The sequence below is a fragment of the Vasconcelosia minhoensis LEGE 07310 genome (assembly GCF_015207255.1).
GTDB lineage: Bacteria > Cyanobacteriota > Cyanobacteriia > Phormidesmidales > Phormidesmidaceae > Vasconcelosia > Vasconcelosia minhoensis.
Genome location: NZ_JADEXG010000008.1, coordinates 89,874 through 112,515, shown reverse-complemented (window position 1 = coordinate 112,515; position 22,642 = coordinate 89,874). Strand labels below are relative to the sequence as shown.

The 22,642-nt window shown below is 55.9% G+C and carries 19 protein-coding genes and 3 pseudogenes; 9 read left to right on the top strand and 13 right to left on the bottom strand.

Annotation, left to right across the window (positions count from 1 at the left end; translation table 11 throughout):
• Positions 1-137 precede the first annotated feature (137 nt).
• The gene (locus IQ241_RS05490; RefSeq protein WP_193905402.1) at positions 138-443 is read right to left on the bottom strand and encodes an ion transporter; all 306 of its coding nucleotides are present in this window, start codon (positions 441-443) and stop codon (positions 138-140) included.
• Between the two features lie 130 nt (positions 444-573).
• Positions 574-1,033, bottom strand: a pseudogene (locus IQ241_RS05485) (hydantoinase B/oxoprolinase family protein); the annotation flags it as partial.
• A 237-nt stretch (positions 1,034-1,270) separates the two neighbouring features.
• On the opposite strand from IQ241_RS05485, the gene IQ241_RS05480 reads away from it, so the two are divergent.
• Complete coding sequence (locus tag IQ241_RS05480; protein ID WP_193905401.1) at positions 1,271-2,626, top strand: PEP-CTERM sorting domain-containing protein; 1,356 nt, start codon at positions 1,271-1,273, stop codon at positions 2,624-2,626.
• 333 nt (positions 2,627-2,959) lie between these two features.
• On the opposite strand, the gene IQ241_RS05475 is transcribed toward IQ241_RS05480, so the two are convergent.
• From IQ241_RS05475 to IQ241_RS05465, 3 genes and pseudogenes are all read right to left on the bottom strand, one after another.
• Positions 2,960-3,817 carry an Rpn family recombination-promoting nuclease/putative transposase gene (locus tag IQ241_RS05475; RefSeq protein WP_193905400.1) on the bottom strand — a complete coding sequence of 286 codons (858 nt, stop codon included), beginning with the start codon at positions 3,815-3,817 and terminating at the stop codon, positions 2,960-2,962.
• 48 nt (positions 3,818-3,865) lie between these two features.
• Positions 3,866-4,093 (bottom strand): annotated as a pseudogene (locus tag IQ241_RS26360) (potassium channel family protein); the annotation flags it as partial.
• 320 nt (positions 4,094-4,413) lie between these two features.
• Positions 4,414-8,034, bottom strand: coding sequence for a hydantoinase B/oxoprolinase family protein (locus IQ241_RS05465; protein ID WP_193905399.1), 3,621 nt, complete (start codon positions 8,032-8,034; stop codon positions 4,414-4,416).
• A gap of 65 nt (positions 8,035-8,099) precedes the next feature.
• Between IQ241_RS05465 and def the strand changes: the two genes are divergently transcribed.
• Positions 8,100-8,627, top strand: a complete 528-nt coding sequence (gene def / locus IQ241_RS05460) for a peptide deformylase (RefSeq protein ID WP_193905398.1) — start codon at positions 8,100-8,102, stop codon at positions 8,625-8,627.
• Positions 8,628-8,849: 222 nt separating this feature from the next.
• Here def and mug read toward each other — a convergent pair whose 3' ends face one another.
• Entirely contained in the window at positions 8,850-9,446 is a 597-nt protein-coding gene (mug, locus tag IQ241_RS05455) for a G/U mismatch-specific DNA glycosylase (protein ID WP_193905416.1), read from the bottom strand.
• 69 nt (positions 9,447-9,515) lie between these two features.
• Between mug and argS the strand changes: the two genes are divergently transcribed.
• From argS to IQ241_RS26355, 4 genes and pseudogenes are all read left to right on the top strand, one after another.
• The gene (argS, locus tag IQ241_RS05450; RefSeq protein ID WP_193905397.1) at positions 9,516-11,273 is read left to right on the top strand and encodes an arginine--tRNA ligase; all 1,758 of its coding nucleotides are present in this window, start codon (positions 9,516-9,518) and stop codon (positions 11,271-11,273) included.
• A 611-nt stretch (positions 11,274-11,884) separates the two neighbouring features.
• Positions 11,885-12,302 (top strand): annotated as a pseudogene (locus IQ241_RS05445) (XisH family protein).
• Positions 12,290-12,625, top strand: coding sequence for a XisI protein (locus tag IQ241_RS05440; RefSeq protein WP_193905396.1), 336 nt, complete (start codon positions 12,290-12,292; stop codon positions 12,623-12,625). The pseudogene IQ241_RS05445 and the gene IQ241_RS05440 overlap by 13 nt, the downstream one beginning before the upstream one ends.
• Positions 12,626-12,730: 105 nt before the next feature.
• Positions 12,731-12,886 (top strand): UPF0175 family protein, encoded by a 156-nt coding sequence (locus IQ241_RS26355; RefSeq protein WP_390622418.1) that lies wholly within the window; start codon positions 12,731-12,733, stop codon positions 12,884-12,886.
• Positions 12,887-12,995: 109 nt separating this feature from the next.
• On the opposite strand, the gene IQ241_RS05435 is transcribed toward IQ241_RS26355, so the two are convergent.
• Both IQ241_RS05435 and IQ241_RS05430 read right to left on the bottom strand, forming a co-directional pair.
• Complete coding sequence (locus IQ241_RS05435; protein WP_193905395.1) at positions 12,996-14,357, bottom strand: FAD-dependent oxidoreductase; 1,362 nt, start codon at positions 14,355-14,357, stop codon at positions 12,996-12,998.
• A 92-nt stretch (positions 14,358-14,449) separates the two neighbouring features.
• Positions 14,450-15,787 (bottom strand): cytochrome P450, encoded by a 1,338-nt coding sequence (locus tag IQ241_RS05430; RefSeq protein WP_193905394.1) that lies wholly within the window; start codon positions 15,785-15,787, stop codon positions 14,450-14,452.
• Positions 15,788-15,863: 76 nt separating this feature from the next.
• On the opposite strand from IQ241_RS05430, the gene IQ241_RS05425 reads away from it, so the two are divergent.
• Positions 15,864-16,622, top strand: a complete 759-nt coding sequence (locus tag IQ241_RS05425) for a sterol desaturase family protein (RefSeq protein WP_228021405.1) — start codon at positions 15,864-15,866, stop codon at positions 16,620-16,622.
• A gap of 368 nt (positions 16,623-16,990) precedes the next feature.
• Positions 16,991-17,551 (top strand): Uma2 family endonuclease, encoded by a 561-nt coding sequence (locus tag IQ241_RS05420; protein ID WP_193905393.1) that lies wholly within the window; start codon positions 16,991-16,993, stop codon positions 17,549-17,551.
• Positions 17,552-17,639: 88 nt separating this feature from the next.
• Here the strand turns inward: IQ241_RS05420 and IQ241_RS05415 are convergent, their stop codons facing one another.
• Both IQ241_RS05415 and IQ241_RS05410 read right to left on the bottom strand, forming a co-directional pair.
• The gene (locus tag IQ241_RS05415; RefSeq protein ID WP_193905392.1) at positions 17,640-18,434 is read right to left on the bottom strand and encodes a TIGR01548 family HAD-type hydrolase; all 795 of its coding nucleotides are present in this window, start codon (positions 18,432-18,434) and stop codon (positions 17,640-17,642) included.
• On the bottom strand, positions 18,435-18,857 hold the full coding sequence (locus tag IQ241_RS05410; protein WP_193905391.1) for a VOC family protein: 423 nt from the start codon (positions 18,855-18,857) through the stop codon (positions 18,435-18,437).
• 27 nt (positions 18,858-18,884) lie between these two features.
• Between IQ241_RS05410 and IQ241_RS05405 the strand changes: the two genes are divergently transcribed.
• On the top strand, positions 18,885-19,763 hold the full coding sequence (locus IQ241_RS05405) for a DMT family transporter (protein ID WP_193905390.1): 879 nt from the start codon (positions 18,885-18,887) through the stop codon (positions 19,761-19,763).
• On the opposite strand, the gene IQ241_RS05400 is transcribed toward IQ241_RS05405, so the two are convergent.
• From IQ241_RS05400 to IQ241_RS05390, 3 genes are all read right to left on the bottom strand, one after another.
• A complete protein-coding gene (locus IQ241_RS05400) occupies positions 19,754-20,920 on the bottom strand; it encodes an HTTM domain-containing protein (protein WP_193905389.1) in 1,167 nt (388 codons plus the stop codon). The genes IQ241_RS05405 and IQ241_RS05400 overlap by 10 nt on opposite strands.
• Positions 20,907-21,431, bottom strand: a complete 525-nt coding sequence (locus IQ241_RS05395; protein ID WP_193905388.1) for a hypothetical protein — start codon at positions 21,429-21,431, stop codon at positions 20,907-20,909. The genes IQ241_RS05400 and IQ241_RS05395 overlap by 14 nt, the downstream gene beginning before the upstream one ends.
• A gap of 102 nt (positions 21,432-21,533) precedes the next feature.
• Complete coding sequence (locus IQ241_RS05390) at positions 21,534-22,580, bottom strand: homogentisate phytyltransferase (RefSeq protein ID WP_193905387.1); 1,047 nt, start codon at positions 22,578-22,580, stop codon at positions 21,534-21,536.
• Positions 22,581-22,642: the final 62 nt, after the last annotated feature.

Below are 22,642 nucleotides of genomic sequence, written 5' to 3'. Positions count from 1 at the left end.
AGGGTGGTGATAGCGCTCGTATTCAAGTGCGCTAATGTCGGCTTCGCTGAACTCTAGTTGAATCATGACCGCGGTGTCTTTTGGGTGGGCTAACTCAATTTCACCATGACTATAGAATTAGTTCAAGCCCGAACCGGCTAGAGTATAGCAGTTACGTAAAACGGCAGAATTGCCAGCAGGTCGATTAGGCCATAGAAGCTGAAGATAAATGCCAGTTTTCGTTCGGCGAAGGAAACTCGGAGAACATATTCAATCGTAAAGACAGCAACGGAGAACACCTCAAAAGCTTGGAGTACTTGCTGCCAAAAGTCAGAAAGGTTGGGCAATGTTTCAAGTGAGAACGAAACAATTGAAAGGACAATAAGAGCTTGTATCGCGAGTGTGAATACCCGTCCGGCAGCTGTCTCATCTCGGTTTACGATCCGGCTAAGATTATTGAACATTTGGTGATAGCAGAGCGCTAGGGTAACGGGCTAATTTTCTATTCGGAGAAAATCTTTATCTAGCCGACAATGTAGCAGATGGCATAGAGAATTTCCGTATCAAGAATCTGAGCTAAAAATCATTGCCTTTTTACAGATGACCAAAGCCGCCGCCGCCGGGGGTTTCGATGATGAAGGCGTCGCCATCGGCCATTTCGACGGTGGCGGTGCTGTCTAGCTCTTCGCGGCTGCCGTCCTGACGCTGAATCCAGTTATGGCCAACGGTGCCGGTTTTACCGCCATCTAGGCCAAAGGGGGGAACGCGCCGATGGCTGGAGAGGATAGCTGCCGTCATCGGTTCTTCAAAGCGCAGACGCCGGATGACGCCGTGGCCGCCGCTATTTGGGCGAATCGAGAAGCTTTCCAGGATCACAGGGAATCGCCATTCCAGGACTTCTGGGTCGGTGAGGCGGGAGTTGGTCATATGGGTTTGGACGGCGTCTGTGCTTGGAAAGTTAGGACCGGCCCCGGAATCTCCACAGATCGTTTCGTAATACTGGTGTTTCGTAGTACTGATAGCGCTGATTGCCGAAGGTGAAGTTGTTCATGGTGTTAGGTTTATCGGGGTTGGGATTCCTTTCTTCTCAGGTTCGACAGTACATTTACCTATGAGCGCAAACGGTCAGCTATAGTCAGCAGCGGTAAGCGTTAGCCAGAAACGATTTCAGCGCTTCACTTAATGTTTGCCGACGGATAAAGCTTGAGTAAACTTTGATACCTTGCTGATTTATGTAAGCCGTTTTAACCGTAAGTTGTTATTGCAGGAAATCAATCAAGCGTTAATAATTATGACAACAAAACTATGTCAGCTGGGGCTAGCGTTAACCGCTATCTCGACCGTCGGGTTGGCCACCTCCCAGCCGGTAACCGCGGCAACTTTCAGATTTAGCGTCCTAGACCTGGGTACCCTAGGCGGCGGCTACAGCATACCCAGAGGCATCAACAACCTGGGCCAGGTCGTGGGCGACTCCCCCATCAGCACCGGTGCAATTCACGGGTTTCGGACGCAGCCCAACCAGCCAATTAACCCCGCTACCGATGACCTCGGCACCCTGAGCGGCGGCTTCGGCGAAACCTGGGACATCAACGAAGCGGGCCAGGTCGTGGGCCACTTCAATGACACCAGTACCGGTGCAATTCACGGGTTTCGGACGCAGCCCAACCAGCCGATTAACCGCTCTACCGATGACCTGGGTGACCTGGGCGGACCCTTCGGTTCTAGCGAAGCCTTTGGCATCAACAACCTGGGCCAGGTCGTAGGCGGATCCCAAAACAGCACTGGTCAATTCCACGCGTTTCGGACGCAGCCCAACCAGCCGATTAACCCCGCTACCGATGACCTCGGCACCCTGGGCGGCAGCTCTAGCGCAGCCTATGGCATCAACGAAGCGGGCCAGGTCGTAGGCAGATCCGGCACCGGCACCGACAGTCAGTCCCACGCCTTTCGGACGCAGCCCAACCAGCCGATTAACCCCGCTACCGATGACCTCGGCACCTTAGGCGGCGACGACAGCCTAGCCAGGGATATCAACGAAGCGGGTCAGGTCGTAGGCTTCTCCCAAACCAGCAGCGGTGCGATCCGCGCGTTTCGGACGCAGCCCAACCAGCCGATTAACCCGGCTACCGATGACCTCGGCACCTTAGGCGGCGACAGCAGCCGTGCCAGGGGTATCAACAATCTGGGCCAGGTCGTGGGCAGTTCCCAAACCAGCAGCGGTGCGTTCAGAGCCTTTTTGTATGAAGATCTCAACGGTATGCAAGACCTGAACGATCTGATTGATCCCAGCTCTGGCTTTTTGCTAGGCAATGCTTTTGGCATTAACGACCTCGGGCAAATTACCGGAGTCGGGACAATAGACAATGCGAGACATGGCTTTCTCCTCACACCCACTGCGTTAGAACCTGACGATGAGGAACAGGATATGCCTGATGATGAGGAACAGGAAGTGCCTGACGATGACGAGCAGGAAGTGCCTGACGATGAGGAACAGGACGTGCCTGATGATGACATACAGTCGGTACCAGAGCCTGCCTCTACCCTGGGCATTTTAGCCATAGGTGGGGTCGTCGGTGGTGGCCGCTTGCTCCGCCAGCGTCGGCAGCGCTCTAAAGCTGAACCAGATAAGGGAGCAGCACTAAAATAACATCCCGGTATTGGGCTCGGTCTAGGACAGGGCTGGCTGAGCCCCGCCGCCCCTCGCTGAGTTGAGACTCAGTGGTGACTGAGACAAGTCCACTGAAGGAACTGGCGATAGAAGGTTCATTGGCCAGGACAGAGGCCAATAAGAGGCCTATAGCTTCAAGCCCTTGAGTGGGTTTTGCTAGCTTAGCCCTGTCACTTGAGTGCGGGGCGGTGTCGTGACCGAGTAGAGATTCCTCAGCTTCGCTGCTCCTGTGGAGCTGTGCGCCTACATGTCCCTTGGGCTATATAGAATGACATCCACAATTAATTGCGCCACCCTGCTTAGGCTCTATAGTCATTCCTGAACTGAAAGCCAGGTCTCTAGGTCAGACAGGCTTGAGAACTCTAGCAGCGCCTCGCCTAGAGCTTCTAGCTGGGTAAGGGACAAGCTGTTAACCCGCGATCGCGCCTGCTCCGGTAGTTGACCTACCTGCCGAGATAGAAGCCGCAGAACCAGCGATCGCGCCTCCTCCTGCCGTCCGCGCTGCTCCCCAATTTGCTCACCCTCTGCTTTGGCCTCCTGATAAAACCGCGTTTCTTGTAGGGTTACTCCTAGCATGGCTTCAACCTCCTGCCGACTCAAGTTTGTAAATCTGTAAGCCACAATCGTCGTTATCCTTTCTATGATGGCACGACTCGCTTCTGGCTGTAGCTCTTCCTGTGAACGGGCCAGCAGTTCGCGGGCTGCCTCTGCGGCCTGACTTTCCTGAACTGTGGTCAGCACCATCAGGGCGACTCCCAAGGGCAGCTGGTCTATTTCACCCAGCTCATCCAGGTATATTCGATGAACGCGACTGCCCGCTAGTAGGTCCTGGTAGGGCAGCGAATTTCCTTGCTCAGTCGAACGGGAGGGATAGATGACGACGGCTTGCCAGTCGCTAAAGCGGTCTCGATTGCGGTAGAAGTACAGAAACGATTCGCCAAACAGTCGCTCGTAGAGCTGCTCGTCTTTTTGAAACTGGACTTCGCAAAAGTATACTAATCCGGTCGTCTCTGGGGGCAGAAAGACGCCGTCGATTTCAAACGTCGGTTCCTTGACCGCGACGGCGTCAAAGCGATAGTCCTGAGCATTGGGCGGCGGATTGTCCAACAGCTCAAATAGTAGCTCTGGCGACTGCTGAAACAGCTGGTAGAAGATAGAATCCCGGCGCATGATTAGACCAGTGTATTCGGATTAAAGGAACGCGCGATCACAAGCTGCTTACGTCTGAACGTTTTCAAGTAAATTTGCACCTAATTCTGCTTCTTCGCGCCATACCTCTGATAGAGCAGAGGAAATGAGACCAGCTGGTACTGCAACAATCCCAAGCCCAATAAACAAAATTAGAGTCGTGAAAATTTTTCCGCCTGCCGTAACGGGATAAACGTCGCCATAGCCAACAGTTGTCAAAGTTGCTACTGCCCACCACAAAAATAACTCGAAGAATTTATTCAACCGTAAAAGCGGCAACAGTGAATACTTCAAAGGCTTGCAGTACCCGCTACCAGCGAGATGAGAGGCTTGGTAACGTTTCGAGTGAGAACGAAACGAGCGAGAGAATAATGAGAACCTGAATGATGAGAGTAAATGCACGCCCAGCAGCTGTGTCATCTCGGCTTACAATACGCCCAAGGTTGATACGCATTATGCTATGACCCTTAAAGTTGTCAAGACAGCATCCTTAAAGACAGTGAGGTTGGTAGATAGCCGTGACTCCTGTACCTCAGGAGGCAATGTATACCTTACCCAGCAAGTAAATGTTAGGCATCTTATCTTATGCCAAAGCCGCCACCGCCGGGGGTTTCGATGATGAAGGCGTCGCCGACGGCCATATCCACCGTAGCCGTACTTTCTAGCTCCTCGCGGCTGCCATCCTGACGCTGAATCCAGTTTTGGCCAACGGTGCCTGGCTTACCACCGGCTAGGCCAAAGGGAGGGACACGCCGATGGCTAGAGAGGATGGCTGCCGTCATCGGCTCCTCAAAGCGCAGTCGCCGGATGACGCCGTGGCCGCCGCGATGTTGGCCGTGGCCGCCGCTGTTGGGGCGGATAGAGAAGCTTTCTAGGATGACGGGAAAGCGCCATTCCAAGACTTCTGGATCAGTCAGACGAGAGTTAGTCATGTGGGTCTGCACGGCGTCTGTACCGTCGAAATCAGGTCCTGCCCCAGAGCCGCCGCAGATGGTTTCGTAGTACTGGTAGCGCTGGTTGCCAAAGGTGAAGTTGTTCATCGTGCCCTGAGAGGCAGCAAGGACGCCCAGCGCCCCGTAGAGCGCATCGACGATGGTTTGGGAGGTTTCTACATTACCTGCGACGACGGCGGCGGGATATTTAGGATTGAGTAAACAGCCCTCGGGAATGATGATTTCCAGCGGCTTCAGGCAGCCCGCATTGAGGGGAATGTCGTCTTCGACCAGGGTTCTAAATACGTAGAGCACTGCCGCTTTGCAGATAGCTGCCGGAGCGTTAAAGTTGTTGTCGAGCTGGGGCGAGGTGCCGGAAAAATCAATTGTGGCACTGCGATCGCGCCCATTAATCCGAATCGCCACCTGGACGCGATCGCCGCTGTCCATCTCATAGGTAAACTGACCGTCGCTAAGCCGATCGATGGCCCGCCGCACCGCTGCTTCGGCATTGTCTTGCACATAGCCCATATAGGCCTGCACCGTATCCAGCCCAAACTGCTCAATCATCCGCCGCAGCTCCTGTACCCCCTTCTCATTGGCGGCAATCTGCGCCTGCAAGTCGGCAATATTCTGGGTCGGGTTGCGCACCGGATATTGACCTGCCGTCAGCACCTGCCGCAGCTCCGCTTCCCGAAACCGCCCGGCCTCCACGACCTTGAAGTTGTCTAGCAGTACCCCCTCCTGCTCTACGGAAGTACTATCAGAGGGCATCGAGCCCGGCGTGATGCCGCCAATATCCGCATGGTGTCCCCGAGAGGCGAGATAGAAGATAATCCGACCTTTGTCAGTATCGAATACGGGCGTAATCACCGTCACGTCGGGCAAATGCGTTCCCCCATGGTAGGGATTGTTCAATACATACACATCGCCCGGCTGGAGAGATTCGCCGTGGCTGTCCATCAGCGATCGCACACTCTCACTCATCGACCCCAGATGCACCGGAATATGGGGCGCATTTGCCACCAGCTGGCCCTGCTGGTCAAAGATCGCACAGGAGAAATCGAGCCGTTCCTTAATATTCACCGAGTAGCTGGTGTTTTGCAGCGTGGTTCCCATCTGTTCGGCAATCGAGCGAAACAGATTGTTAAAGATCTCCAGCATTACCGGGTCGGCGGTTTCGGTGCTGATGTCGGTACTGTCTGAGGACTTTTTAGGGGCCTGGTAGGTGAGGATGAGGTGGTTGCGATCGCTGACCTCAGCCCGCCAGTCCGGCTCGATCACGTTCGTCCCGGTTGCTTCTACAATCAGGGCGGGGCCTGAAACCTGATTCCCTGGGCCGAGGTCCTGCCGCTGATAGACGGGAGCCTCGTGCCAGGCATCGGCGGTATAGACCTGCACCTGGGCGACCGGGTCGCACATCTGAGCCTGTTTTTCGAGCTGGGGCTCATCTGCTTTTTCGGTCTGGGCCACCAGCTCAATCGAAATGGCTTCAACAATCAGATCTTTATCTTCGACGACGAAGCCATAGCGCTGCTGATGGCGGGCCTCGAACTGCTGACGCATTCCTGCTAGGGAATCAAAGTTAACCAGCAGGGTCGAGTCGGTGCCGTCATACTTCAGGTGAACCCGCTGTCGGGTCTCAACTTCGGTGGGCTGAACTGACTGCTGGCTAAGTTCGGTCTCTGCGTCTGCGATTAGCTCAGAGAAGCGCGGCGACAGGTCTAGCTCAGCCGTTAGCGGAGCTTCTACCGACCCTTCCCGCAGCACCCGCAGCTCGGCTAGGCCAATTCCATAGGCCGAGAGCACTCCCGCGTAGGGATGGATCAAAATTTGTTTCATGCCCAGCGCTGCGGCGATCAGGCAGGCGTGCTGACCGCCCGCCCCGCCAAAGCAGCAGAGGGCATACTTCGAGACGTCGTAGCCCCGCTGCAGCGAGATTTTCTTAATCGCGCTGGCCATCTTTTCGACCGCGATGCTGAGAAATCCTGAGGCCACGGCAGCGGCGCTGCGGCCATCGCCAATCTCGGCGGTGAGCTGCTTAAACTTTTCGGCGACGACCTGCCGATCCAGGGGCGCATCGGCGTTTTCCCCAAAGACTCGGGGAAAGAAATCGGGCTGGAGCTTGCCCACCTGCACATTGCAGTCCGTCACCGTCAGCGGGCCGCCCCGCCCGTAGCTGGCCGGTCCCGGATTGGCCCCAGCGGAGGCTGGCCCCACCCGATAGCGCGAACCGTCGTACTGCACAATCGAGCCGCCGCCCGCCGCGACGGTGTTGATCGCCATCATCGGCGTCCGCAGCCGTACCCCGGCCACTTCTGCTTCAAAGGTGCGCTCGTATTCCCCGGCATAGTGGGCAACGTCCGTAGAGGTGCCGCCCATGTCAAAGCTGATGATTTTCTCAAATCCGGCTAGCTGGCTGGTCTTGACCGCGCCGACAATGCCGCCCGCTGGTCCCGACAGAATGCTGTCCTTCCCCTGAAAAAACCGGGCATCGCTGAGGCCGCCGTTGGACTGCATAAACATCAGCGCTGGGCCAGAGTCCCCCTCTGCGGGCTCTGAACCCGAGATTTGACTGGAGACCTGATCAACATAGCGCCGCAAAATTGGCGAAAGGTAGGCGTCAACGACGGTGGTATCGCCCCGGCTGACCAGCTTCATCAGCGGGCTCACCTGATGGGAGACGGAGACCTGGGTGAAGCCAATCTGCTCAGCCAGTTCGGCTAGAGCCTGCTCGTGGTCGGGATAGCGATAGCCGTGCATCAGCGCGATCGCGCAGCTGCGAATCCCGGCATCATAGGCGTCCTGTAGCTGACTCCGGGCCATTTCTGTCTGGAGCGGCGTCAGGATTTTGCCCTGCGCACTAATCCGCTCCTCAATCTCAACGACCTGCTCATAGAGCATCTGCGGTAGCACAATCTGGCGGGCAAAGATATTGGGCCGGTTTTGATAGCCAATCTTGAGCGCGTCGCCAAAGCCCTGGGTGATGATCAGCAAAGTGCGATCGCCCTGATGCTCCAGCAGCGCATTGGTGGCGACGGTGGTGCCCATTTTGATTCCGGCAATTTGCTCGGCGGGGATTGGGTCGTCTGGCCCCAGACCCAGACAGTCCCGAATGCCCTGAACCGGCGCGTCTGAATACTGCTCGGGATTCTCTGACAGCAGCTTATGCACCACAATCTCACCGTCGGGCCGCTTTGCTACCACGTCGGTAAAGGTGCCACCCCGGTCAATCCAAAACTGCCATTGCCCGTCAGCGCTGCTCATGTCGCCGCATCCTGCTATTCGTGCTTTAAACTTAAACAAATTCAGCCGTTGCGCAAGTCTGGGTTATGACCGAACGCTCAATTATTCAACTGGGGGACCCGCAGCTGCGATCGCACGCCCAGCCCGTCGCAGACTTCGCCGATCCTCGCATTCAGCTGCTGATCGACGACCTGATCGAAACTGCCCAAGCGGCTAACGGCGTCGGCATTGCAGCGCCCCAGGTCGGCGAATCCTTACGGCTATTTATCGTCGCCTCTCGGCCCAATCTGCGCTATCCTCACGCCCCCAGCATGGCTCCGACTGCCATGCTCAATCCACAGATTATTGCCCATTCTGACGAAGCTATAGAAGCCTGGGAAGGCTGCCTGAGCGTTCCAGATCGGCGCGGCCAGGTGCGCCGCTATCGAGAAATTGAGGTGACCTATCAGGATCGGTGGGGAAAGCCGCAGCGTCAGGTGCTGACTGACTTTGTGGCTCGGATTTTTCAGCATGAGTACGACCATTTGGAAGGGCGCGTTTTTGTCGATCGGGTCGAGGATCCGCAGACGCTGCTGAGCGAAGCGGACTATTTTGCACAGGCTGTGGGAGCTTAGCCAGATATTTGGCCCTCACCCTGAATCCCTCTCCCCGGGGAGCTACCGTGTATACATAAGTTGGGAAATCAAGCGTTACCCCGGCAGCCCTCAACCTAAATCCTTCTCCCAAGGGGAGAAGGACTTTGATCTCTGGCCCCCCTTCTCCCTGGGGAGAAGGGGCTGGGGGATGAGGGCAGCCAGGATGCTTAAATTCTATTCAACCTACGCACATAGGCATCCTCAGCCCTTGTCGCCCACAGCATCGAGCAGCTCCCTGTAAACTCGCTGGAGCCCGTCGAGCTGATAGTGGGCGTTGAGGCCGCTAGGATTGGGCAAGGCCCAGACTAGGGTACCGTGCAGCGGCTCCTGCGGTCCAACCCTAGCGCGGGGCTGCTTAAACGCAGTGCGGTAGGCGCTAATGCCCAGAACGGCGAGACATTTGGGCCGGTATTGCTGAATTTTTTGGGCCAGGGTCAGATAACCCTGGCGCAGATCTTCCTGGCTCAGCTCGTCTGCTCGCGCCGTGGCTGGGGCGGCGATATTGGTCAGGCCGTAGCCAAACTTGAGCAGTTCGCGATCCTCAGCCGGGGTCAGCAGCCGGGGCGTCAGGCCCGCGCCGTAGAGGGTTTTCCAAAAGCGGTTGCCGGGGCGGGCAAAGTGATGGCACACCGCCGCACTGTAGATGCTGGGGTTGATGCCGCAAAAGAGGATTTTTAGGTTGGGGCCGATAATGTCGGCCATGGGCTGGCCGTAGGCGGCCTGGAGGTCTTCGGAAGTGGGTTTGCGCAAGGGATTTAAGCGATTGACAGTCCTATTATGGTTTAGCTGATCCGGCATCCCGGTGTCAGAAAGTATCATGGGGTAAGACTCAACCGGACAGCCCGCTAGCATCGCCAGAAAAACCCGATGAAATCGACCCTGATAGACCTCACCTCCCGCCTACAAGCTGCTTTAATCGCTGCTTTTGGTTCTGAGTTAGCCCAGACTGACCCGATTTTGGTGCCGACTCAAAATCCTAAGTTTGGCGACTATCAGGCCAACGTGGCGATGTCTCTAGCCAAACCGCTAAGGCAGAAGCCGCGGGAGATTGCGGTTCAGATCGTTGAGCATTTGGACGTTAGCGGCCTCTGCGAACCGCCGGAAATTGCCGGGCCGGGCTTCATCAACCTAAAGCTGAAGACCGACTATCTGACAGCGCAGCTGAAGACGATGCAAAAGAGCGATCGCCTTGCCGTTGAAGCTGTCAAGCAGCCGCAGAAAGTGATCGTTGATTTTTCCAGCCCCAACATCGCCAAAGAAATGCACGTGGGCCATCTGCGCTCTACCATCATCGGCGATAGCCTGGCCCGGACGCTGGCGTTTTTGGGTCATGACGTGCTGCGGCTTAACCATGTGGGCGACTGGGGCACCCAGTTTGGCATGCTGATTACCCACCTGCGCCAGGTTTGCCCAGAAGCGCTGACTTCGTCTGAGGCAGTAGACCTGGGCGATCTGGTCGCGTTCTATAAGGAAGCTAAGCAGCGGTTTGATCAGGACGAGGCGTTCAAGGCTGCTTCCCGAGAGGCGGTGGTGGAGCTTCAGTCGGGTGGTGAGGAAGCGCTGCGGGCCTGGCAGATTCTCTGCGAGCAGTCTCGGCGAGAGTTTCAGAAGATCTATGACCGGCTGAATATTCAGATTACCGAGCGAGGAGAGTCTTTCTATAATCCACTGCTGCCCGATGTGGTCAAAGATCTCAAGTCGCTAGAACTCCTGGAAACCGACCAGGGCGCTGAAGTTGTTTTTCTGACCGGCTTCACCAATAAAGAAGGTAATCCACAGCCGCTGATTATTCAAAAATCCAACGGCGGCTACAACTATGCGACAACAGATTTAGCTGCGATTCGCTACCGGATTCAGCGTGATGAAGCCGACCGGATTATCTACGTCACCGATGCAGGTCAGGCCAATCACTTTATGCAGATCTTTCAGGTGGCGCGGCGGGCGGGCTGGCTGCCGGATACGGTAGAGGTCGTTCATGTTCCCTTTGGGTTAGTTCAAGGTGAAGATGGTAAAAAGTTCAAAACGCGCTCGGGGGAGACGGTTCGGCTGAGAGATTTGCTCGACGAAGCGGTGAAGCGGGCGCGTCAGGATGTGGAACAGCGAATTCAGGCAGAGGGCCGCAGCGAGACGCCCGAGTTTATTCAGCAGGTAGCCGAAAAGGTCGGAATCGGCGCGGTCAAGTACGCCGATCTGAGCCAGAATCGGACTAGCGACTATATCTTTAGCTTTGACAAAATGCTGGCCCTACAGGGGAATACGGCTCCCTATATGCTGTATGCCTACGTGCGGGTGCAGGGCATCAGCCGCAAGGGCGGGATTGACTTTTCCCAGCTGGGAACTGATGCGCCGGTGATATTGGCGGATGAGGCTGAGTTTGCGATCGCAAAACACCTCCTCCAGTTCGATGAAACCCTGGCGGCCGTCGAGCAAGAGCTGCTGCCTAACCGGCTCTGCCAGTATCTGTTTGAACTCAGCCAAAAGTACAACCAGTTCTACGATCGCTGCGACGTACTGCAAGCCGCAGAACCCCAGCGCACCTCGCGGCTAATTCTCTGTGACCTGACCGCCCGTACCCTCAAGCTCGGCCTGTCACTTTTGGGGATAGAAGTCCTGGAGCGAATGTAGCATTGATGTCGCGAACCTAGCCGACCACATCCGTCTCGCTTCCTCCCTATCCTTCAGCGACTCTAGGACAGTCTGCCGGGGCAATCTGTATCTTGGCCATCAGGGCAGTAGCGACTGGGTTGGTCTAGCTGAGGAAGTCGGGCCAGTATAGCTGGTTGAGCTGAATTACCCGGTAGCTGAAGCTCAGCACCGCAAAGTCTGGGAACTCGACTTTGAACTCGCTAGCAGCAGGGACTCTGGGCTGGTCGTAGGAAAAGACGACGATGGTGGTGGGCAGGTCGTAGCGTTTGTAGGCGATGGAGTCTGGGGTGGCTTGGAAGTTATACTCGGTATTGTGGAGGCTGAATTCGGAGTTTTTCTCGCGTGGGGTCGTTCGCGCAGCGTACGCGGTAGCGCTTAGAACCAGCCGATGCCGTTGGCGTCAACCCTACCCTAAAATAAAGTCACTTATAAGGGGTGCAATAAAAATCACATTACGAGTTCAAAAAAACGTAGGTTCGCTACTATGTTCCCCATCTGATAAGCATTTTGGTAGTTTCGTTGGAGCAATCGGCAGCCTACTTTTTGAGATGGTAGCATCGCAGTTTGGAAAATAGGCGGCGGAACAAGCGATGGCAGCAAAAGACCGATTCCATAGCGCGGTCAAAGCAGCGCTAGAGAAAGAGCAATGGCGCGTTACCGATGACCCGCTACGCTTAGATGTGGGTGGTACGAAGTTCGAGATAGACTTGGGTGCGGAGCAACTTCTAGCCGCTGAGCGGGGAACCGAAAAGATAGCCGTCGAAGTGAAGTCTTTCCTAAGCGATTCTCCGATAACTGACTATCATGCTGCGCTGGGGCAGTTCCTGAATTATCGGCTGGCCTTAGAAGTGGGTGAACCCAGCTCGCACCCTTTATCTAGCCGTGCCAGTCGTTGCCTACGAAGCTTTCTTTAGACGAGAGTTCGCTCAGATGTCGATAGAGCGCTATCAGATCAAGCAAATTGTCTATGAACCGATTAAAGAGGTAATTGTGCAGTGGCTTCCATAGAGACTTACCGAGACATCATTCAAACCTTGCTATCTGACTATGCGGTAATACCCGTTTCTAATGGGGAGATTGATTGCTACACCGTTTTTGATGAAAAGCAGGATCACTACCAGGTGATGAACGTCGGCTGGGATGGCCACAGGCGAGTGCATGGTTGCGTTTTGCATCTCGCTATCAAAGGCGGAAAGATTTGGATTGAACAAAACATGACGGAGATAGGAATAGCTCAAGCCCTGATAGAGCGCGGCGTGGGCAAAGCGGAGATTGTGCTGGGCTTTCAGGCTCCTGAGATCAGGCCATACACAGAGTATGCATCGGTTTAGGGACGGGCTGCAGGAGTAGGGTGCGTTTGCTCAGAAGCAATGCACCCTCCGAAAGCCTGCTTAAACTCGATATACTCAAAGTGCATGGCGTTGGCTAGTTGAGCGATGGCAATAATAATCTCAGACGAACTTGTGCAAGCCTCTGGACTCTCTGAGGTAGAGCTATTTCAAGAACTGGTGCTGATGCTCTATGCCCGCGAAAAACTGTCGCTAGGTAAGGCGTTAAGGTTTTCCTCATTATGCGGATGGGGAGTCACCTAGACCAGGGGAAGCAACGCTGTGGTTATTAGATGTGATTTTGTTGGACATAAAATGGAAGCAGCTAAAGGGAGCAGACGCTCCGCTTCCACATTGGGGGCTGTTCGGCGGGTCAAACCAGGGATTCGCATCCTAAATCGGCGAGGAAGCGATCGCGATCAAAGCGGTAATCGCCGCCTAAGAAAGAGATAATTCGGGCGGTGTCCTCTTCGGCATTCTTAAGACAGGTTGAGGCTCCCGGAGAAGGGGTAATGCCGAACAGAATGTCATCTCCAACGATTTTGGCCTCGCCCAGCTCTAGCTGACGGGTCTTGAGATTTACAATCTGGGGCCGAATGCCACCGTAGCCCCGGGCATAGGACAGCTCGCTGAGCTTGAGAGAAGGAACAATCTTTCTCGCTTCCTGGATAAATAGACGCTTGCCAACAACAGGAATATCGTAGATAAAATTTCTCAGGATGTATTTTAAAATGTCCCAGTCCGACAGAATGTTGAAAAAGCTTTGAAAGGCGGCCAGGCTCAGCCCTGCCGTTTTGAAATAGGGCAGAATGCTGGAATAGCGATGGCGCTCTAGCATCGGCAGCACCTTGGCTGTAGGGCCAAAGCGAGTCTGGCTGGCGTCGTGGACCTCTGGGTCGCCGTGGATGGCGGCAAAGGGCAGCTTCTTCATCTGCATGGTGTAGACCTTGCCATTCAGCTTGGCCGGGGCAAAGTAAAAGCTGCCCGCGACGCTGAGCAGGGCATAGTCCTGACCGTAGCCCAGGGACTTAGCCAGCAGCAGGCTGTGGGCTCCCGCCATGACGGCGACGGTCTTCGCCACAAAGGTCGCCTGCTCCGTTTGCACCTGATAGAGCCCATCGACGCGCCGAATCTGGCGAACGTTGACCCCGAACTTAGCGTCAATCTCCTTCTCGGCTGCAGAATCCTGGAGCGACTTCTCTAGAAAAGAGTCGGCCAGCTGCTGATAGTCCACCGTGTAGCCCTCTTCGGTAAAGAGGGCCGTCACCGCTTCGTCAGAGTCTCTCCCCGCCAGCAGGCTCGGTTCGAGCCGGTCAATTTCAGCTCGGTCGAGCAGCCGCAGCTGGGGAAAGAGCGATTTGAAGGTTTGGTAGCGCTCTTGCAGATGGCTGACCTGCTCTGAGCCAACCGCGAGCACCAGTTTGTGATACTTGGTGTAAATCTGGTGCTGCGGGTCGGCCTGAAGCAGATAGTGCTTGACCAGATTGGCCGCGCGGCTGACTTTCTTTGCTTTGTCCAGCGTGTAGTTGGTCTCGATATCGCCAAAGTGCAGCGTCTGACTGTTGCCGGTGACGTGGGAGTTCACCAGGGCGGGCGCTTCGTATTTTTCTAGCAGGGCAATTTTTTGCACATTGGTGTAGCGGCTCAGGCTGTACAGCAGCGCTGTGCCGCAGATGCCCGCGCCGACAATGACCACGTCGTAGGGGGCAGAAGGATGGGAACTATCGGAAGTCATTGCGATCGCGCCTACATCAACCAGACGAACCCTGCAAATTTACGGGCCCCGCCTACCCTCAATTCTAGCTGGAACCCGATCAGGCGGTTGGCCTAGCCGGGGAGTGGCGTCGCAATCAGCTTCAGGTTTTTCGGCGGGGCCAGGGTGAGGCCGCGGCGGACGGGGCGGACGGGCGGCTTTTGGGCCGGGGTCAGATGAAAGCGGGAAAGGATCGTCGCCAGCGCCAGCTTCATTTCGTATTGGGCGAAAGCTAGGCCAATGCAGACGCGATCGCTGCCGCCAAAGGGAATATATTCGTAGGGAGAGAACTGCCTTTCGAGAAAGCGCTCGGGGCGGAACTGTTTGGGGTTGGGGTAGAGGTCGGGCCGCTGATGGGTTTGGTAAATGCAGGGGGCCAGCCAGGTGCCGGGGTCGATTGGGTAGTCGCCGAGCTGCAAAGGCACCTTGGCAATCCGGGCAAAAGCGAACATGGCAATCGGGTAAATTCGCAGGGTTTCCTTACAGACCGCGTTCAGGTAGGGCAGCTGGCTCAGACCGCTCAGCTCGTCCGGGTTGGGCCGGTCGCGCAGCTCCTGCTGGAGCCGCTGCTGCACCGCGGGCAGCGCCGCCGTCCAGTACAGCGCCCAGGCCAGGGCCGAAGCCGTGGTTTCATGACCGGCCACCAGCAGCGTCATCAGCTCATCGTGCAGCTCCGGGTCCGTCATCGGCTGTCCTTCGGCATCGCGGGCCGAAATCAGCAGCGAAAGAATGTCGTCGCCACCGCGGTCAGACTCACGCCGCTCTTGAATTTCGGCATAGATTAGCCGCTTGACCTGCCGCTTCAGCCGCAGAAATCGGCCCCAGGGACTCCAGGCTCCCCAGTCCTTTCGCAGCATCGGAAAGAAAAATACGCCCGCGCTGACGGGGTCGCTCGTGCTCTCTAGCAGCGCCGAAAGCAGCTGCTGGAGCTGCTCATAGCGCTCGCTGTCGGCCACGCCAAAGACGGCTTGCAAAATCACCTGGAGGGTAATCGACTGGGTGGAGCTGCGGATTGGGAAAGCGCGATCGCATGGCCACTGCTCTATCACCTGCTTGGTAATCTGGCCAATCAGCTGACCGTAAGCCCGCATCCGTTCGCCGTGGAAGGGCGGCATTAGCAGCTGCCGCTGCCGCCGGTGGCGATCGCCGTCCATCAGCAGTAGCGAATGGTCACCGACCAGAATGCTGAGCATGCGATTACTCGCGCCTGAGTCAAAATCTTGAGGACGGCTAAAAATCGTCTGGATATGGTCGGGATGGCTGCACAGCACCAGCGGTCGATTGCCCGGTGCGCCCAGAGTGACCAGGTCGCCATAGCGCCGCTGGTAGCTCTCCAGCGTTTCCGCCGGGCGAAACAGGGCGTTCACCATGCGAATCGTCTGCGGCGTTTTAGGACGGGGGGGTAAAGTCATTTAAACAGGGCTGGCGATGGGCTCTGGCCCCATGATAGGAATTTGATAGAGATTTAGCCGTGGTTAACTGAAAGAATTGCCAATTTTAGAAACCTTAATCTTTTATGCTCTGGTCTTCCTGACCATTATCCTCGCCCAGTATTTTGCCGTCGCCGAGGGCACCCACTGGCTGTTTATGCAGCGGTTTGCCACGGCCGGCGGGCCGCGCGGCTGGCGGCTGAAGCTGCCGCTGAGTCCGGCTATGAGCAGCGATATTCGGCTTTCGGTGCTGTCGGCGGTAATCTTTGCGTTCTGTGCAGCGGCGATGCTTCTGGCCTATCGCCAGGGCACGACTCGGCTGTATACCGATGCCTACCGCCACGGGCTGGTTTACCTGGGAACCAGTTTTGTCACAGCGCTGCTGCTTCAGGATACCTACTTTTACTTTACCCACCGCCTAATTCACCGGCCCAAGCTATTCAAATGGATGCATCGCGGGCATCACCAGTCCACAGTTCCCACGCCCTGGACGGCGTTTGCCTTTGACCCGCCAGAGGCGCTACTGCAAGGGCTATTTTTGGTTGGCCTGGTCTTTCTGATGCCGCTACACTTTTCAGTCCTGGCGGCGGTGGCGCTGACCATGACGGCGGGCGCGGTGGTTCATCACCTGGGCTTTCGAGTGTTCTCGCAGACGGCGTTCGGCCAGTGGCTGGGCAAATGGCTGATTGGGCCTTCCCACCATCTGCTGCACCACCGCCGCTATACGGTACATTACGGCCTCTACTTTACCTTTTGGGACAGGCTGCTAGGAACCGAGAACGCTCTCCCAAGCGCCGACAGATCAGCCCAGCCGTGAGTGCGCTGCAAGGGCAATCGTTATCGGCTAGTTGTTGTCATAGCGTAGGCTTCTCAGCGGATTTACATCCAGTATGTAATGACGCACGCTGAAGATGATAAGGACAAATCGAAAAATGACCCATACTTTTGATTCAGGCTCTAGCGAACCTCTATGGGCAACCGGCCATAGCGTACCGGGATGAGCTGCTGAACCGGATAGTGCCGTGAGAGAACCCAGTATGATAGATCCACAGGGCAGACTATCGGAGCAGATTGGGTGGACGTTCATGTTATTGGCGGTGACATAGCTAACCAAGCAACTAAGCACTAGGCCAGTCCCGCTTCTGGAGGCGGTGCGGCAAAAATTCCCAAAACGAGAGGTGAAATATGGTTCAAACACCTGTAAGGCCGGTACCGCTAGAGACTTTTCTGAGCCTGCCAGAGACGGAGCCAGCTAGCGAATATGTAGATGGTCGAATTATTCAGAAACCGATGCCTCAGGGAAAGCACAGCAGACTGCAGTTGGACTTTGCAACCGTCATCAATTCGGTTGTTAGGCCAGAAAAAGTAGCCTGCGCTTTTCCTGAGCTGCGCTGCACCTTTGATGGGATATCGATTGTTCCTGATATCGCTGTGTTTATCTGGTCGCGGATTCCGACCGATAGCGATGGCGAAATTGCTAACGTATTTCCCCTGGCGCCAGACTGGACGATCGAGATTCTCTCGCCAGGGCAGCGTCCAACGCGGGTGACGAAGAATATTCTCCGCTGTCTGAGGAATGGGGCAGAGATGGGATGGCTGATGGACCCGGAGGATCGGGCCGTGTTTGTGTATCGAGCAGGGCAGGAGGTGGAGATTGTGGATGAGCCGGAGGCGGTTTTGCCGCTGCCGATGTTCATGGCTATGGAGTATCGGGTAGAGGATTTGTTTGGGCTACTGAAACTATAAGGGCAGCGCTCGCAACCACAGCCCCGACTTTTTTAGAGCACCTCTGGACCGCCTGCCTTAGCCGCACCCGCCCTCGCCTGTAGTCGCTTCAGCCCAGCAGTGACCTGATTCGTTCGGGAGTCAAGTCCTGCACCTGCGGAATCACTATCGCCGCACCGGCATCCCTCAGCTTCTGGGCATAGGCAGCCTGATAGTCAGCATCGGCCTGGGCGTGGGGCGGCAAAATGCCGACGCCGATCCACTGGCGGGACGGAAATTTGACGGCGGCGGCGGCGACGGTTTGTAAGTCGCCCACCGTATCGCCCGCGTAGATCACCGGCTGCCCCAGGGCCTCGGGATGGCGCTGCTCGATCTGCCGCACGGTGCTGATCAGCCCGGTCGGGTCGGGTTTGCTGGGCGCATCTTCCATCGCTACTAAAACCGGGTCAGTCAGTCCCAGCCGATTTTTCAGCACGTACTCCGCCGAACCTCGGGTGGCCCCGCTAAAGAAGCCCCAGGGCATACCGCTCTGGCTGAGGCTTTGCAAATAGGCCGAGCTAAGCAGCAGCGGTTCCTGAGTGATGTAGCCCGTCCACTGGGCCGGATCGTCGGGGTCGGGACCGCGATAGCGTTTTTGAAAGAAGTCAACAATCTGCTCGTAGCTCAGATTGGGGTCAATTGGCTGACCGTAGCGATTGGCATACCGGTAGATAAGCTCTTGGGAGGCTTTCCAGTCGTTATTCCAGGTGCCTTCTGCCTTCAGCTGGTCGATATCGGCCAGGGAAGGACGCCAGGACCCCAGGGTAAAGTACTCAACGGTATCCGCGATCGCGCGTCGATAGGACCCCCCCACGTCGCGGACCACGCCGTCAATATCAAAAATCGCTAGCGCTACTGGCGTCATTTATTCTGTCGCAAAAATGGACTTGTCGTCTTGAAACGCCTTGAACTCAAGCGCATTGCCGCTAGGGTCAAAGAAAAACATGGTGGCCTGCTCGCCGGGTTCTCCCTTAAAGCGAACGTAGGGCTCGATCACGAATTGGGTTTGATGCGCGACCAGCCGGTCTGCCAGCTGCTGCCAGTCGCTCATGGTCAAAATTACGCCGCAGTGCCGCACGGGGACACCGTGGCCATCGACGGCGTTAGTCTCCACCGGCTGGCAGGTCTCCGGGCTAAGGTGGGCCGTAATCTGATGGCCAAACAGGTCAAAGTCGATCCAGGTGTCGGTGCGGCGACCCAGCCGACAGCCCATCACCGTACCGTAGAATTGCTCTGTCGTTGGTAAGTCGCGAACGGGGAAAGCCAGGTGGAACGGTCGCAGGGTCATAAAAGCTGGGGACAGGGTCTGCTTGCCATGCTCACCAGTTTACTGTTTGCGGGCAGCTTCGTGGCGGGAAAATATACCACGGTAGAGCTGGGGCCGCTGATGACGACGCTGCTACGCTACCTGATTGCCGCCGCTTTTTTGCAGGGGCTGCTGTGGCAGCGATCGCGCTTAGGCTTCAAGCAGGGACGGTTCGCCATCGGTTCCTGGCAGGAGGGCGGGCTGCTGTTTCTGCTGGGCACTTTTGGGGTGGTCGGCTACCACTTCTTTTTCTTTCTCAGCCTGCGCCACACGGTAGTGGCGAATACGGCCATCATCAATGCCTTTAACCCGGTGGTGACCGGCTTCCTGGCGGCGGTTTTTTTGCGAGAGCGGCTGAGCGGGCGGAACTATTTGGGGGGCGCGATCGCGATTCTCGGCGTCCTGATTCTGCTCACCGATGGTCAGCTGGCCCGCCTGCTTCAGCTCCAGTTCAGCCTGGGCGACCTGCTGATGCTCTGCGCCGTCGGCTGCTGGGCGATCTACTCCATCCTGCTGCGCCATTTGGGCATGACCTACAGCGGCCTGGCCCTGAGCTACTACGCCGCACTATTTGGCATCCTACAGCTGCTGGTTCTGACCCTGCCGGAGCTCTGGCGGTCGGGCCTGCCCCAGCCATCGCTGGCCGCTAGCCTGGGAATTCTCTACATGGGCATTGGCGCATCGGGGCTGGGCTACCTGCTGTTTGTCCTCAGCACCCAGCGGATTGGCCCGACCAAATCGACCAGCATTGTCTACAGCGGCGTACCGTTCTGGGTGGCGCTGCTGGCCTGGCTGTTTTTCCGCGAGCCGATTACTCCCTGGATGGTCGTGAGTGTTGCCCTGATTCTGTTAGGACTCTGGACCGTTCTTCAGCCCCGTCAGTCCTGAAGTCTGGCTGTAATTGGCAGTTGAGGCCGGGCCTGCTCGTCTACAAAGAGATGCCGAAACGCGATCGCAAATAAGCCGACTAGCGATAGCCAAAATAAGCTGGTGACCTGCAGCTCGGCTGATGAGCCAAACAGCTGGTTGGTGATGGCAAACAAAATGCCGCCACTCGCGTTGGAAAATGAAAGTTTAATCGCGGCGGCCAGAGAGCAAAACCCAAACAGCCCCAGCAGCAGCGTCTTGGGATATCGGAAGCAGACCCGATTGACGATTGCGAAGCCGCTCCAGGGAATGAAAGCAAGGTATGCGATCGCCTGAACGATAAAAGGAATATTAAACAGGAGGCAGTTAATTAAATGGAAGCAGCAGGCTATCGTTAGCCAGACAAACCAAGAGCGACGCCAAAAAATCATAAACAGGAATCCCATTTCAAACAAGACGGCTGACAGGTCTGCTATCTCCCAAAATAAGGGGGCTTCAAGCTGAATCGCCAACGGCGCTAGCAGCTCACCGCGTCCGAGGGTGAAGTAGCCACCATACAGCCAGAACAGGACTCCGCTGGTAGATAGATCGAAGTCAACCCAGTTAAGCGCCTTCCCATACCCCGCCGTGAAAAACCCGAAGGCGACTAAAATTCCCAGTACAGTAAGCCGGGCAGGCGTTTTCGGAGCGTTCTGTCTAGCCTGCTCAAACCGAGCGGTCCCATTCCGCCGGATCAGGCTATCCACAGATAGAAACCGGCCCCAGTCCTTGAAGCTCATGACGAGCAGTACACAAAGGTACAGCAATATGCCGTGATCGATCTTGCCAAAAGAATATTGAAAGCTGTTCCCTAGCAGTATCAGCAACAGCAAAGCAATGGTCGATATTCTTGTAAATAGCCCAATCGTAAGCGTGATTATAGTGACGAAAATGCCAATGTCTATTGCTAGAAAAAGCACTGGAGAGGGAAAGCCTGAAAACAGCGCGGCCACGCTAAAGATGGGTGGATTAAAAAAAGCATCGGGTACATCGCCAATCCAGCGATAGCTCGGCCAAAAGAATAGAATTGTGAACAGGCCAAAAACAATTCGAAAAAAGCAGAGCGACTCAATATCTGTTCGAGTTGCCAGCTCTATCTTTTTCTCAAGCGTACCAATGGCATTGTCAATCCAGTTCATAATCAAAATAGCGGGTTACTTCTCGGCTGACCTCAGTCTGGCTATCGATGTCAAAAAATACCTTCGGGTAGCGGACTCTGACTGTTTCAATATCTTTAAGGTTCAGGAATTCTAAGCGCTGGTTCATCCACGCCTGAAGCTGCTGCTGCTGCTGGGCGTTTGCCTGGGGAGAGAATTTTGCGCTAAGCGTCCATACTCCCAATGAGAAGCTTGTTATCACTTCAGGATCAAGGCCAAATCCACGGCGAGCAATCGGTTGCCAGTAGTCGATCGGTATATTGCCAAAAAATGCTTGGGGGTCGATGATTTCCTCCTGGCCATCGCTGTGGACCGCAACGAGCTCGGTCATGCCAAAAGTAACTATCCCATCTGAAGTGGTGACTACCCGATCGCCTGACGGCAGGAGCACAGCGGGATAGGCTTCTATCCCCCGGAGTTCAAGCAGGACAAAAGGAATGATTAGGATCAGTAAAAGTAGGACGCAGGCTACGGATTTCGGCAGCTTTGGCATGTCGGCAGTCGTTCAGCGTTAGCGTTCTGAGCCTGGCGCAAAAAATAGAGATTTAGAAACGATTGTTTCCAGCACTTAAACTGCCTGTGACCGATCGAACAGTTAGACAAATCCGGTCATCAGGCAGGCAGCTGAAAAAATAATATACTCTGCGAAGAACAGCAGCCAGATGAACTGGTAAAAATTTGCATAGGAAACGGATTTCCTTACGGTAACTTCATTCTCTGCATCTTCATGCTTAGAGGGGCTAAGTTCAACCTGTCGGCTGCGATACCAAAAGCCGGCTAGGGCGATCGCATGGGTCCCCAGTAACAAGGGTTGATGCACTCCCGGTAAAAAAGGAGCCGCGACCATCATACCCCCGTAGCAGGCGGTCAGCACCCAGCGAGCGAGGTTAAAGACCTGAACCTGCCCTAGCTGAAGGGTTAGCGTCGTAATGTTGTAGCGGCGATCGCCTTCGATATCGGGGATGTCTTTGAAAATCGCGATCGCGAAGCTAAACACCAGAATAAACAGCGTTAGCGCCCACACCCGGGCAGGCACCGTCGGCTTTAGCCCAATCTGGCTGGCCGCGTGCAGATAAATGCCCAAATTTACAATCGCTCCGCGCACGGTCAGGATGCAGACCGACGCCCAAAAAGGGAAGCGCTTAAGGCGAATCGGCGGCACCGAATAAGCGCTGCCAATCGCCAGGCTCACCCAGATCGTCGCCATCAAATAGAGACTGTGAGACAGCACCGCTAGCACCATCGCCGCGACGCCGCAGAGCACCACCAAACGAATCGCCTGCGGCCGCGAAAATTCGCCTGAGGCAATCGGCAGATGGGGCTTATTGATCCGATCAATCTCGACGTCCTCGACCTGGTTCAAGCCAACGATAAAGACATTACCAGCCAAACAGGCGAGCCAGGTGAGTAGCAGGGCTGTGACCGCCCGCCAGATTAGCAGCGTCCCCGGGTTCGTCCAGGGAGAATAGCGCCCGGCCCAGGCAATGGCAAACAGGCCAACGACGCTGAGGCTGGTACCCACGATGGTATGGGGTCGCGAAAATTTCCAAAAGGCGCTCAGCCAGGTGGTGGGGTTCTGTAGCAGGTTGAGCGGGGGGCGTGGTGCCGGGTTGCTCAGCTGGGAGGCGGATAGTTTGGCCATCTTTTCAGGATCGCATCTAAATGACAAAATGACGGGTCCGATGACGGCTCGTCAACTTTCTT

Coding starts and splice junctions, on each gene's coding strand:
- IQ241_RS05405 (WP_193905390.1), top strand. CDS start 18,885: ATGCTCACCAGTTTACTGTTTGCGGGCAGCTTCGTGGCGGGAAAATAT.
- IQ241_RS05465 (WP_193905399.1), bottom strand. CDS start 8,034: ATGAGCAGCGCTGACGGGCAATGGCAGTTTTGGATTGACCGGGGTGGC.
- IQ241_RS05400 (WP_193905389.1), bottom strand. CDS start 20,920: ATGAACTGGATTGACAATGCCATTGGTACGCTTGAGAAAAAGATAGAG.
- IQ241_RS05390 (WP_193905387.1), bottom strand. CDS start 22,580: ATGGCCAAACTATCCGCCTCCCAGCTGAGCAACCCGGCACCACGCCCC.
- IQ241_RS05435 (WP_193905395.1), bottom strand. CDS start 14,357: ATGACTTCCGATAGTTCCCATCCTTCTGCCCCCTACGACGTGGTCATT.
- IQ241_RS05480 (WP_193905401.1), top strand. CDS start 1,271: ATGACAACAAAACTATGTCAGCTGGGGCTAGCGTTAACCGCTATCTCG.
- IQ241_RS05410 (WP_193905391.1), bottom strand. CDS start 18,857: ATGACCCTGCGACCGTTCCACCTGGCTTTCCCCGTTCGCGACTTACCA.
- mug (WP_193905416.1), bottom strand. CDS start 9,446: ATGCCGGATCAGCTAAACCATAATAGGACTGTCAATCGCTTAAATCCC.
- IQ241_RS05430 (WP_193905394.1), bottom strand. CDS start 15,787: ATGACTTTACCCCCCCGTCCTAAAACGCCGCAGACGATTCGCATGGTG.
- IQ241_RS26355 (WP_390622418.1), top strand. CDS start 12,731: ATGGCAATAATAATCTCAGACGAACTTGTGCAAGCCTCTGGACTCTCT.
- IQ241_RS05490 (WP_193905402.1), bottom strand. CDS start 443: ATGTTCAATAATCTTAGCCGGATCGTAAACCGAGATGAGACAGCTGCC.
- IQ241_RS05420 (WP_193905393.1), top strand. CDS start 16,991: ATGGTTCAAACACCTGTAAGGCCGGTACCGCTAGAGACTTTTCTGAGC.
- IQ241_RS05475 (WP_193905400.1), bottom strand. CDS start 3,817: ATGCGCCGGGATTCTATCTTCTACCAGCTGTTTCAGCAGTCGCCAGAG.
- IQ241_RS05395 (WP_193905388.1), bottom strand. CDS start 21,431: ATGCCAAAGCTGCCGAAATCCGTAGCCTGCGTCCTACTTTTACTGATC.
- def (WP_193905398.1), top strand. CDS start 8,100: ATGACCGAACGCTCAATTATTCAACTGGGGGACCCGCAGCTGCGATCG.
- argS (WP_193905397.1), top strand. CDS start 9,516: ATGAAATCGACCCTGATAGACCTCACCTCCCGCCTACAAGCTGCTTTA.
- IQ241_RS05415 (WP_193905392.1), bottom strand. CDS start 18,434: ATGACGCCAGTAGCGCTAGCGATTTTTGATATTGACGGCGTGGTCCGC.